The organism is Bacillus sp. GB_SG_008 (assembly GCF_052038115.1).
Lineage (GTDB): Bacteria > Bacillota > Bacilli > Bacillales > Bacillaceae_G > Bacillus_A > Bacillus_A rhizoplanae.
In genome coordinates this window covers 347,432-359,531 of sequence record NZ_JBPZSK010000005.1, presented here as the reverse complement: position 1 = coordinate 359,531, position 12,100 = coordinate 347,432, and the positions used below count along the sequence as shown (strand labels likewise).

Annotated in this window: 13 protein-coding genes and 1 other annotated feature; of the genes, 5 read left to right on the top strand and 8 right to left on the bottom strand. The window is 34.4% G+C overall.

Annotated elements, in window-relative coordinates; genetic code table 11:
- Positions 1-69 precede the first annotated feature (69 nt).
- Positions 70-1,041, bottom strand: coding sequence for a tryptophan--tRNA ligase (locus ACTDJC_RS15565; protein ID WP_440604015.1), 972 nt, complete (start codon positions 1,039-1,041; stop codon positions 70-72).
- Between the two features lie 56 nt (positions 1,042-1,097).
- Positions 1,098-1,311, bottom strand: a binding site (T-box leader).
- Between the two features lie 140 nt (positions 1,312-1,451).
- On the opposite strand from ACTDJC_RS15565, the gene ACTDJC_RS15560 reads away from it, so the two are divergent.
- Positions 1,452-2,606 carry a 1-deoxy-D-xylulose-5-phosphate reductoisomerase gene (locus ACTDJC_RS15560; protein WP_440603947.1) on the top strand — a complete coding sequence of 385 codons (1,155 nt, stop codon included), beginning with the start codon at positions 1,452-1,454 and terminating at the stop codon, positions 2,604-2,606.
- A 63-nt stretch (positions 2,607-2,669) separates the two neighbouring features.
- On the top strand, positions 2,670-3,119 hold the full coding sequence (locus tag ACTDJC_RS15555; RefSeq protein ID WP_098310810.1) for a GNAT family N-acetyltransferase: 450 nt from the start codon (positions 2,670-2,672) through the stop codon (positions 3,117-3,119).
- Positions 3,120-3,180: 61 nt separating this feature from the next.
- Here ACTDJC_RS15555 and ACTDJC_RS15550 read toward each other — a convergent pair whose 3' ends face one another.
- Positions 3,181-3,702: a CGNR zinc finger domain-containing protein gene (locus ACTDJC_RS15550; RefSeq protein WP_440604014.1), complete on the bottom strand. Its 522-nt coding sequence runs from the start codon at positions 3,700-3,702 to the stop codon at positions 3,181-3,183.
- Between the two features lie 139 nt (positions 3,703-3,841).
- Here ACTDJC_RS15550 and ACTDJC_RS15545 point away from each other — a divergent pair, with 139 nt between their 5' ends.
- The 3 genes from ACTDJC_RS15545 to ACTDJC_RS15535 all read left to right on the top strand — a co-directional run bounded on the left by ACTDJC_RS15545 (position 3,842) and on the right by ACTDJC_RS15535 (position 6,028).
- Entirely contained in the window at positions 3,842-5,029 is a 1,188-nt protein-coding gene (locus ACTDJC_RS15545; RefSeq protein ID WP_098310812.1) for an MDR family MFS transporter, read from the top strand.
- A 211-nt stretch (positions 5,030-5,240) separates the two neighbouring features.
- Entirely contained in the window at positions 5,241-5,663 is a 423-nt protein-coding gene (locus ACTDJC_RS15540; RefSeq protein WP_440603946.1) for a DUF5391 family protein, read from the top strand.
- Positions 5,664-5,680: 17 nt separating this feature from the next.
- Entirely contained in the window at positions 5,681-6,028 is a 348-nt protein-coding gene (locus ACTDJC_RS15535) for a cytochrome C biogenesis protein (RefSeq protein ID WP_440604013.1), read from the top strand.
- 368 nt (positions 6,029-6,396) lie between these two features.
- On the opposite strand, the gene ACTDJC_RS15530 is transcribed toward ACTDJC_RS15535, so the two are convergent.
- The 6 genes from ACTDJC_RS15530 to ACTDJC_RS15505 all read right to left on the bottom strand — a co-directional run bounded on the left by ACTDJC_RS15530 (position 6,397) and on the right by ACTDJC_RS15505 (position 11,653).
- A complete protein-coding gene (locus ACTDJC_RS15530) occupies positions 6,397-6,861 on the bottom strand; it encodes a DUF3574 domain-containing protein (RefSeq protein WP_429719769.1) in 465 nt (154 codons plus the stop codon).
- Positions 6,862-7,309: 448 nt separating this feature from the next.
- Positions 7,310-7,858: a DUF2179 domain-containing protein gene (locus ACTDJC_RS15525; protein ID WP_154711020.1), complete on the bottom strand. Its 549-nt coding sequence runs from the start codon at positions 7,856-7,858 to the stop codon at positions 7,310-7,312.
- A gap of 351 nt (positions 7,859-8,209) precedes the next feature.
- Entirely contained in the window at positions 8,210-8,782 is a 573-nt protein-coding gene (locus ACTDJC_RS15520) for a histidine phosphatase family protein (protein WP_098311205.1), read from the bottom strand.
- Between the two features lie 170 nt (positions 8,783-8,952).
- Complete coding sequence (locus tag ACTDJC_RS15515; RefSeq protein ID WP_440603945.1) at positions 8,953-9,669, bottom strand: class I SAM-dependent methyltransferase; 717 nt, start codon at positions 9,667-9,669, stop codon at positions 8,953-8,955.
- Between the two features lie 130 nt (positions 9,670-9,799).
- Positions 9,800-11,122 (bottom strand): hemolysin family protein, encoded by a 1,323-nt coding sequence (locus tag ACTDJC_RS15510; RefSeq protein WP_098311207.1) that lies wholly within the window; start codon positions 11,120-11,122, stop codon positions 9,800-9,802.
- Between the two features lie 123 nt (positions 11,123-11,245).
- On the bottom strand, positions 11,246-11,653 hold the full coding sequence (locus tag ACTDJC_RS15505) for a MerR family transcriptional regulator (RefSeq protein ID WP_098311208.1): 408 nt from the start codon (positions 11,651-11,653) through the stop codon (positions 11,246-11,248).
- Between the last annotated feature and the right edge of the window lie 447 nt (positions 11,654-12,100).

Sequence of the window (12,100 nt, the reverse complement as noted above, 5' to 3'; positions counted from 1 at the left end):
GAAAACACCTTTTCAGTCTACAACTAATTTTTAATAAGACAAAAGGAACCAAATCTTTTCCTTTTCACATTAACATCCAATCCGTTTTTTTATTTCCGCTAAATTCTTCTTAGAAATTTCTCTTGCGCGTTCTGCTCCTTTTTTGAGTGCTTCCTGAAGCAACTGCGGTTCATTCATATACATTTCATATTTCTTTCTTGGCTCCTCTAACTCCCGATTGATGACTCGAAGTAGCTCTTTTTTTACATCCCCCCAGCCGATGCCTGTTGCGTATCGTTCTTTCATTAATGTAACTTCCTCTGCTGTAGCAAACTCTTTATACAACATAAATAATGTCTCAAGTTCCTTCGGGTCACTCGGTAAAGATGAATCCGTTTTAATCTTGAAAATAAGCTTTTTCAATTTTTCTGGCTCTTCAAATAGTGGAATAACATTTCCATAGCTTTTACTCATTTTCCGTCCGTCAAGACCTGGTACAATTGCTCCTTCTTCTTGAATGATATACTCTGGCAATACAAATACTTCACCAAACGTGTTATTAAAATACGTAGCGATATCTCTCGCAATTTCTACATGCTGAATTTGATCTTTTCCGACTGGAACATAGTTTGATTGAAATAATAAAATATCAGCAGCCATTAAAATAGGATACGTATATAATCCCATGTTTACACCAGTATCTTCATCTACCCCTGCTTCTATATTTTGATCAACCTTTGCCTTATAAGCATGCGCTCGGTTCATTAAACCTTTTGGAGTAAGACAAGCCAAAATCCAGTACAATTCTAAAATTTCCGGTACATCTGATTGGCGATAAAAAATTACATGTTCATCTAAACCTAAAGATAACCATGTCGCCGCTACTTCTTTCGTATATTCACGAAATTTCATTGGATCTTGCACTGCATTTAATGCATGATAATCAGCAATAAAATATAAAGCCTCTCCTTCTCTTTGTTTAGAAAGCTGCAAGGCTGGTTTAATTGCTCCAATATAGTTCCCGAGATGCGGATGTCCAGTTGGTTTAATACCTGTTAACATAACATTTTTATTCACAACTACTCCTCCTTTATCACGCAAAAAAGTCCCTCAATCCTAAAAAGGACGAGGGACTCCCGCGGTACCACCTTTATTAGCTATAATTACATAGCTCTCTTTACGATTCGAATAACGTCGAAACAACCGTCATAACCTACTCAGTTCAGCTTGCAGCTCCAGAGCCCATTCCATATTTTTCCCTCACTGATTCCCACCAACCATCAGCTCTCTGTAAAGGTCAAAATATGTACTCTTCTCTATCATCGCTTTTTCTTATAAATTTCCCTTATTATACCATAATTATTTTTCATACAAAAGAGAACTTTCTGTCTTATTATGCAGGAATTTCCCTTTTTTTGTCTAATTAGATAAAGGTTTACGGAAAGGATTTATACAACTACGGAGGATTTATTATGGTAAAATACATTTCAATTCTTGGATCAACTGGCTCGATTGGGACATCAGCACTAGATGTAGTCGCTGCTCACCCAGAACACTTTCAAATTATCGGTCTAAGCGCAAATAAAAATATTGATATGTTAGAACAACAAATACAAACATTTCAGCCGCTCATTGTAAGTGTGAGTACGAAAGAATTAGCACATACAATGCGCTCACGAATTTCTACTAGAACAAAAGTTGTATATGGAGAAGAAGGATTGATTGAAGTTGCTACGCACCCCGATAGTAATCTTGTCTTAACTTCTGTCGTTGGCGTAGCAGGGCTTCTTCCAACAATTGAAGCTTTAAAAGCAAAAAAAGATATTGCAATTGCTAATAAGGAAACATTAGTAGCGGCTGGACATATTGTTACGGAATTAGCAAAAGAAAATCATTGTCGCCTTATTCCGGTAGATAGTGAACATTCAGCTATTTTTCAATGTTTAAATGGTGAAAATAATAAAGAGATTGAAAAATTAATTGTAACTGCTTCTGGCGGTGCATTCAGAGATAAAACACGCGAAGAAATGGCACTGCTCAAAGCGAAAGATGCACTAAAACATCCAAATTGGCTAATGGGAGCAAAATTAACAATTGACTCTGCAACATTACTAAATAAAGGCTTTGAAGTAATGGAAGCACGCTGGTTATTTGACATTCCTTATGAAAAAATCGATGTTATGATTCATAAAGAAAGCATTATTCACTCTCTTGTAGAATTTGTAGATGGTTCTATTATCGCTCAGCTCGGGGCACCTGATATGCGTATGCCTATTCAATATGCATTCCACTATCCATCACGTTTACCATCTTCCTTCAAAAAGTTAAATTTATTAGAAGTTGGCAGCTTACATTTTGAAAAACCTGATTTAGAGAAATTTCCTTGCCTCCACTACGCTTACGAGGCTGGGAAAGTTGGTGGTACAAAACCAGCTGTACTAAATGCTGCGAATGAAATTGCAAATGCTTTATATTTACAAGACAAGATTTCATTTTTTGACATTGAAAAAACAATTTATTCTGCATTAGAATCTCACCATAATATTGCTAATCCTTCATTAGAAGAGATATTAGAAGCTGATCACTGGGCACGTCAATATGCCAATGAATTGCTTGTAAAAAATTAGAACTAGTTATACGAAAGAGTGAGAATCCTATATTCTCACTCTTTTCATAAAGGGGGCCTCCACTTGATACGAAAATTATCCCCTTCTTCTATTGAAGAAGCTGCGGAAATTTTAGAAGTTCAAATTTCCGCATATAAAATTGAAGCACAGTATATTCAAAACAATTCAATTCCTCGATTGTATGACACTATTTTGGATATTCAAAATTGTAATGAAATCTTTTATGGATACTTTATTGATGATACTTTAGCTGGGTTTATTTCATTTCTATATGAGGATGATGTTGTTGATATTCATCGCCTCGTTGTTTCACCTACATATTTTCATAGAGGAATTGCAACGGAACTATTGCAACATCTATTTCAACTACATGAAGAAACAACGCCTTATATTGTACAAACTGGTAAAAAAAATACACCTGCTATTGCTTTATATAAGAAACATAATTTTATAGAAACGAAAGAAATTACATTACCAGATGGACTCGTTCTTGTACAGTTGAAAAAATCATAGCATACTGTTCAACTTAGAAAGCAAGAGAATAGCCGAAACTTTGCAGCACTGCAAGCTTCGGCTATTTGATATAACTTGAATTTGCTTTTCTCTTCGCACGGTGTCTCTTCACTTTTGCAATTGTTCCGCAAGCTCTTCCCCCTTCTCCTTCAGCGTACATGCCGCACCAACGTTTACTACCGTTACGAGATTGATCGTAAAATACCCACTTACAATCCGGACAAGCTTTCAATCTTCCCCACTGTTTATTTACAATCGCAGAGGCAATAATCCGTAACATAAATGTATATAAATTTTCCTCACCAATTGCTTGATATGTAATCCCATCTTCTCCATCCACAGTCATTACTTGTAATGGATATTTCTCGAACAACGGCTTTAACGACTTCTGCTGTTCAACCGCCTCTCGAATAGTGCCGCGGAAACTTTTTACTTCCTCCACCGAACCAAAAGGTAACTCTTCATTCCATTGTTCATTCATAAACAAATATACATTTTCTTCTGTTTCAAAAAAATCAACCGGTTTTCTTGTTTCATTTGGGATTCTCCATGTATTTAAAAACGCTCTTATACTTTCTAACATCTCTGGTGCAGTTTGGTTGCTACTCAAAATCACCACCAACTTTCCATCGTTTACTTTTTTTCTTATTTTCAGTATAATCATAACATAAAAATGTTAACCATTAAAATAAATAGAAGGTTAACAAAAAGAGGTGGACATTTTGAAATCTTTTTCATTACCTATTCGTTTTGTATTATTTTCTACTTTTTTTATGACGCTTGGTCATTTTGCAGTAATGGCTTTTCTAGCTATCTATTTATCTAATTCTTTACATTTTTCTGCTATGCAAGTTGGCACAATTTTAACAGCGCTTACAATTACCTCTCGAATATTTCCGTTATTTACAGGAATACTTGCAGATCGGGTTGGTTATATCATCATGATGATAACCGGAACCATTTTACGAGGTATTGGCTTTCTTTCTCTAGGGATATTTTCTGGATTTTATACTATTATGCTTGCAACAATATTCATTGGATTTGGAACTGCTTTCTATGAACCATCTGCACGTGCTATTTTTGGTTCTCAACCTGCTCATATAAGAAAGGATACATTTACATACTTAAATCTCTTCCTTAATGGAGGAGCAATCATCGGGCCAATTGCAGGTAGTGTATTGCTTCATTGGGATCCACTATATCCATTCTTATTTACAGGATCACTCATGTTCGTTCTAGCATTCCTTTTCTTTCTTCTTAGATCTCACTTTCATGTTACTGTACACGAAACACAACTGTTAACGGGAATAAAAGTGGCTGTGCAAAACAAGCTCTTTTTATCTTTTTCACTCATCATGGTGTTTTTTTATACGATGTTTACACAACTTACGGTTGCATTACCACTTCATATGAATAATATAAGCCGCGACCAAGACTTAGTAGGACTCGTCATTACAATAAACGCCATTACAGGTTTTTTATTTATGATTGCATTTAAATATCTCTTCAAAAAATATCATGCACTTTCTCTTGTAAAGTATGGTGTATTACTAATGGGACTTTCTTTCCTTCTCATTCCAATCTCTTTTCATCCATATTGGCTATTGGTGTGTGTCATTTTATTTACTATCGGAGAAACACTCGTACTACCTAATACGGATATTGCTGTGGCAAACTTTAGTAACGAACAATACACAGCAACCTATTTTGGTTTCTTTCAACTATCGCTTGCCCTAGGATTTACTATTGGAAACTATACAGGGACTTTCTTTACGAAATATTGGAAAGATATGAGTTTTCCTTGGATTATTTTTGGTCTGTTAGGCGTGGTTGGATTTTCACTCCTTCATTTTTTGAAACCAAATGTTAAAAGGAATGAAGATCCATTGAATATAAAACAGAGTATGTAATGTTCTTACATACTCTGTTTTCATCTTCACACGTTTTAAATTAATCTACTATCAATCCAAAAATAACCTTTTTTTCATATATTTGTTATAATATAAAAATAGAATACTTACTCTAAATGAATAATGGAGGAGCTATTCACAACTGCTGACGTTCTCAACTTTAGGATACTATTCTATAACCCTCTTAATTTTACGAACGATTTTGAAAGGAATGAAACATATTATGACAAAAGAAACAAACAAATCTCGTATTATTTTCATGACTTTAGTTTCCGCATTGCTCTTCTGCTCTTTATTGGTTACAGCTTCACTTTCCCCACTCGCTAATTCCGGACCTAGTGCTAATAAATTGGGCACGATGGGTATGTGGACAGCGATAGGCATGGCTCTTGCCACCTATCTCCTCCCTTTAATTCTATATATAGTAGGATTGAATGTAATGAAATTCGTTATGGCAGTCTTTTGTGGATTAGGACTGCTTATAAACTCCGCAATACTCATAGTCGCTTTAACGATGGGTGGATTTCCTATTTTACTAGGACTTTGCATAGCTACATTAATCGTTAATGTTATGTGGTATTTCGTAGCTTTTCGTTCGTCATCAAAGCTTAATCACCAAAAACGTTTTATCTAATATGACGAGTTAATTAAATTAAAACCTGTTTTAAGGAGCTAGAAAATGAATTTAAATTTGTAAAAGTTGAGGTATTATTACCAGAAGAATACATAGAGACATTAAGAAGTAAACTGAACGATATTGGGGTTTTAACAGTAGGCAAATATGATCATGTTATTTCTTATTCACTAGTTAAAGGATCTTGGAGACCATTGGAAGAATCAAAACCTTTTAATGATACTATAGGAGAAATATGCTTTGGGACTGAATATAAAATGGAGTTTAGATGTTTATATCAAAACCTTGAAGAAGTACTAAACATTATCAAAAGCGTCCATCCTTATGAAGAACCTATAATTAATTTATTTCCATTGTCAAACTAATTTTGGTAAAAATTCTTCATTCCAAGTGTTTTACATATTCATTTCTTATCTCATGAAATAAAGATTTAGATTCACCATTATATGTCATGAATAGATAATGATTGCACGAAAATAAAGCATTAGACTAAATAGCAGATATGCGATTTTTATACGAGAAATAAGGACAATTCGGAGAAATCATACTTACTAAACCAAATATGTATACATTCTTGTATAAAGCTTTCAAAAGAGAAAAGGCTTAATTCTTAATGAATAAGGGCTTAGCCTCTTTGTTTACCATGAATATCACTGATTATGTAGCCTGCGCTATGATTCTTAAATAACAAAGAGGCTTGGAGACATAAGATCTCCAAGCCTTTTTCTAACCATTATTCAATGAAATACATCTTCCCGTTTACTTCAAGAGACACTGATGATTGCTTCATCTCTTCTTTTAGGGATTTCGCATATGCTACCACTTCATTAATCGTCTTCTTATTTAAGTTTTCGGCAAAACTATACACGATGGTGACTTTTTCTTTAATGAGCTGATTGTTATCTCCTACCCAGGCCCCTGTTCCTTCAATAGCAGTAGCTCCTCCAAACATTTTAGAGAATGTCTCTAGAGACTTATTAACATAGGGAGTATTATCAATAGGTTGATCTACATTATAGGTGGATGGCACATAAATTTTCACTACATTATCAAGATGGAATTGTCCCTTTAGAGCGTTTGATTCTTGAACTTTAAGTGTTTCTTGTTGTTCTGCAGCATACACCGTATGCCCTAGAAAAGTCACCAATACAATAGATAGAAACCAATACAAAATCTTTTTCCTTTTCAAGCTTGCCACTCCTTCTTATTTGACTGTTTTGCTGTCAAAACAATGGTGAGTGCTCTGTTTACAATTATATATTATTTAATAAAGTTTGAGAGATTATAATTCACTTGTTTTATATTTTTCATAAAAAGCTGTGTACATCTAACTTACTCTTTCAATATATGTATAACAATTAATTATCTTAGGGAACCTGTCGGCAAAACGCCTATATTGCGCACTAATATATTTTCTGGAAGTTAGAACCTCAATTTTCTAAAGCTTAGGTTTTTTTGAGCAATAACGAGGGTTTATGGCGATTCCAAACAGATAATTTATTTATCGTTCTTTGGATGAATTTTATATATCCAAAAGTCAAACCAAAAACAAATCATCGAAACAAAGCCTTAAACTACTAATGATGAACTAGCCAAAAAAATAGTATATAAAAAAGGCGAAGCTATCCTCAACCTCGCCTTTTCTCTTATGATGCCTGATCATCTTTTTTCTTCATTAACGCACGTTTTTTCATCGCTTTTGTTAAATATCCACCTTTGAAAGAGCGAATTTCGTATGAAGCCATAAATGCTTTCGGTGCGATTTCGTTAATAATCTCTACCAACTCTTTTTCACGCGAACGCTTTGCTACAATATCTAAACGATAGCGCTCAGAATTAATTCCTTCTCCGATGAAGACTGTCACACCAAATCCTGCATGTCTTAGTGCGGTCACAAGTTCTTCGCAACGCTCTAGTAAACTAACATTATACGTAATATATCCAATAGCTAATTTATTTTCAATATAACCACCGAGCAACAACCCAGCACTAAACCCGATGACATAAGCTACAATATTCATCATATTTGATAAGTCTTGAAATACAATTCCTAAACTAACAATATAGATGACTCCTTCTAACAACCCAACACCAGCAGCGGACTTTGTTTGATTCTTTACAAGCAGAATTGTACGGATTGTCAAAATTGGCACATAAATAATTTGCAGTAAGAAAATAAGTAACGCTTGTAACATATGTATCCACCTCTTCCTAAAAGTCTGTTGTCATAATAACATACAGAGTCGTAAGAAAGCGATGAATTTTATTAATTTTCTTTCTATTTTAGTTCAAAAACTTCAAAAATAACAAAGAAAAAGAATCCTAGATTTAGGATTCAATCTAATAATCAGTTCTTGAAATCATAAAATCTCTCAAAAGGCATAAAAAACATGCATCATCTCTGGCACTGGTGTATTTGTGTTCACCTGCCATTCACATGTATTGCAAGGACTGCTGCAGTTGTGTTGTGGTGTTGAACTAACACACCTGACAACATGATATTGCTGTTATATAAAGTTTCAGCCTTCCTCGAGTAATATTCAAAATCATTCTGTCCACAATCTCTTTATATCAATTAATTGTTCGTCATTAAATTCCATCTTGTATACATCCGGTTTTGATGTCTGCATTAAAAATTCAAATCCATATTGACTATCAAAATATCCCATCATTAAAGTCATGACAAGTCCATGAGTACCAATTACAATTTTATGACCTTTAAAATTCTTTAATATATCTTTCAATACTGCCACAGATCGGCTCTGACAATCTGCATTTGATTCTCCTCCGAGTAATGAAAAATCTGGATTGGAAAACATCTTCTTTACGAGTGGATACAATTCCTTATCTGATATTATCTTATCTTCACTTGAAAACATACATTCTCTAAGGTTTTCGTATATTAATATTTCTTTACCATAAAAATGAGCTAAATTCTCTATCGTCAACACAGCTCGGCTATATGGACTTGAAATAAACGTGTCTACTCCTTCATCTTTCAATAATTCAGTTACTCTATACGTATCAAGCCTCCCCTTCTCAGTTAATCCACGCGTTCTTTCGTCCTCTTCTATTTTAGGTGATTCACCATGTCTAACCATGTAAATATATGTATACATAATTCCCCCCTGAAAATACTTACAAATAATAGATTACTGTGACTTTATATAACAATTAATATCCGCTATACCATGCTTCGTTGTAAGACTATTATTCTATGGCTACATGACCTAAGATTTAACTTGAAGAAAGCTTACAAGACAATAGTTTTTTCCAGATTCTTACATTCTCAGAATTCCTTTTTCTTTGCCTTTATAATTAAAAAACTCGGTTGTTTCATTAACTTTTCATAAGATGATGGATAATTTGTTTTCAATTCTTCCGTCGGAATAGGCTCTACAATTTTTTCAATTTCAAAATGACGAAGCGTTTCATTTATAATGTCTTGTAGTGGCCGGCGATAAAAATACATATCAACATATTTACCGCTTTTCTTCCATTTATCATGAAGCAATTCGCGCTTAAAATATTCTTTTTTCTCTGACAGGTGAATATCCATTGCCGGATGATGAACGGAGAACAAAAATGTTCCATTTGGCTTTAATATTCTCACAAATTCAGCAAATGTTCGTTCCCAATCTGCAATATAGTGAAGAGCTAAAGAGCTAACAATGCTATCATATGTACAATCTGCAAAAGGTAACGTATTTTCAAAGTCTAATCGATAAACCTCAGCTTTCTCTCCTACTCTTCGCTTCGTAGCAGCAACCATCTCTGAACTTACATCAATCGCGGTTACATCTGCTCCCCGATTAAGAAACTGTTCTGTATACCACCCTGCCGCACAGCCAGCATCAAGTACCCTCATTCCTCTCATATTATCAGGAAACTGATTCATCATAGCTGGTCGTTCATAATCTGTATTATACGGACTGTCATAATCGACACTTTGTTCATAATGGCCGGCAAGTATATCGTACGCATCAATGATTTGTTGTTTATTCATATCCATCCTCCTCTAACTTCAAAAGATGTAATTTTCATTTTATCACACATCCAAATAATTAAGAATATTAAATTATTTAAACAAAAATCAATTGATCTCTCAAACTTTGAGACACATAAAAAAGCAGCAACTATACAGTTGCTGCTTCTTCTTGTTGTAAATCTATTTTACGAATTTCAATACGCTTAATTTGATGCGCGTCTTTTTCTAGAACTTTAAATTCATATCCTTCTGCTGTAACAAATTGTCCTTCTTGAATTTCGTGATTTTGCGTCATCACCCAACCGCCAATTGTATCAACTTCTACTTCGTCAATGTGTAATCCAAATAAATCTTGAATCTCACTAATTAATACTTTTCCGTCGACAATTTTATGGTTCTCATCAACATGATGAATCGGAGGATGCTCATCTTCATCATATTCATCACGAATTTCACCAACAATTTCTTCTAATATATCTTCAAGCGTCACAATTCCCGCTGTACCGCCGTATTCATCATACAAAACAGCCATTGGAATTCGCTTTTTCTGCATTTGCAGAAGTAAATCATGAATTGGGATTGTCTCCATTACTTCAATAATAGGACGCATAAACGTTCGGATAGATGAAAGATCTTCTTTATCATTTTTCATATAACGAATAAAGAAATCTTTTACATTCACCATACCGATAATATCATCTTTATCTTCTCCAAAGATTGGGTAACGTGTATACTTTTCACTTCGGATAATTTCCATATGATCTTCTACTGAATCTTCAAGATAGAAACCAACGATTTCTGTACGCGGCACCATAATCTCTTTCGCAAGACGATTATCAAATTCAAAAATATTGTTTACATACTTATACTCCGCCTGGTTAATTTCACCGTTTTCATAGCTCTCTGAAAGTATTAAACGTAATTCTTCTTCCGAGTGTGCTACTTCATGCTCAGATGCTGGTTTTAATCCAAATAAACCAGTTACAAGACGCGCTGATTTATTTAACATCCAGATAAACGGGAACATGATTTTGTAAAATATAATAAGTGGTGCTGCAAACAACATTGTAATTGTCTCTGCTTTTTGAATTGCTACTGTTTTCGGTGCTAGCTCACCAACTACAACATGTAAAAAGGTAACTGTTGCAAACGCAAGAATGTACGATACTGAATTCGCAACCGTTTCTGGGAAATGTAGATCTTGAAATAACGGCTGCAATAAACGATGAACCGTAGGCTCTCCAAGCGATCCGAGCGCAAGAGCTGTAATGGTAATTCCTAACTGACACGCCGATAAATACTCATCTAAATTTGTTGTTACCTTTTTGGCTGCTAATGCACCCCGTTTTCCTTCCGCAACAAGTTGGTCAATACGGCTTGAACGCACCTTAACCATAGCAAACTCTGCTGCCACGAAAAATCCAGTAAACGCGATTAAAATCGCAATCATAACTAAATTAAATATTTCCAAAGAATCCCCCTTAGTTCAAAAACTAAGGTGTCCACCTCCTGTATGAATAATTGCTTTGTTTACTCTCTAAATTTAGAAAATAAAGCGCTATACAGAAATTAAAAGGGTGGATAGCTCTACCTACTATAAAAGTAAGATAAGAGATTGTATTAAAGCTGTCGTTTGAGTTGATAAATGTTTCGTTAGTTTTTCGCGCTGTGAATCTGTTAATCCATCTAATAACGGTTTTAATTCTATTAATTCCGTCTCCAAACGGTGGATACGCTCTGTTACATCATTTACTTGTTCCGAAACGTTTTCATTAACACCGAGCAGCTTTTTTTTCTCCTCGATCCTATCCTTAATTTCAGAAAGCGGTATATGCATTTCTTTACATCTCTCAATAAAACGTAAAGTTTCAATTGCTGCTTCGTCATAGTAGCGATAATTAGATTGAGATCGCTCCGCTTTCAAAATACCTAGATTCGTATAATAATCAATCGTTCGTTTCGAAACATGAGCCATGTGAGCCAACTGTCCGATTCGGTACACCTTCCCAACGACCTTCCCTCCCTACATATGTTAAAAACATCATACAATATATAAACTGTACAGTCAAACGTTACGGTTGAAAATAACACTTTATAAAAATATTAAGATTTATTTTATCCTGAACAAAAATAAACTACTAATCTACCGTAAAATAGATTATTTTTCCTCTTATACTACATAGAAAATAGTAATTTTGAATATCAATTAACAAAAGCTCTATCCTCATTTTATACGATTATTTTTTTGAAAATTAAGTTATAATCTTATTATCAAGATTTATCCGGTGCTAATTGGCAGTTTTCTCCCACCTATCTTCTTTGTTTCTTTCTGAATCTTGAGATGGAGGATCTTACTGCCCGTAATGCGGGATAAAAAGCCGAATAGCAATAATGAGCATTGACATGTTTACCGTATAAAGAAAGGAGAATAGCGATGTTTTACAACAAC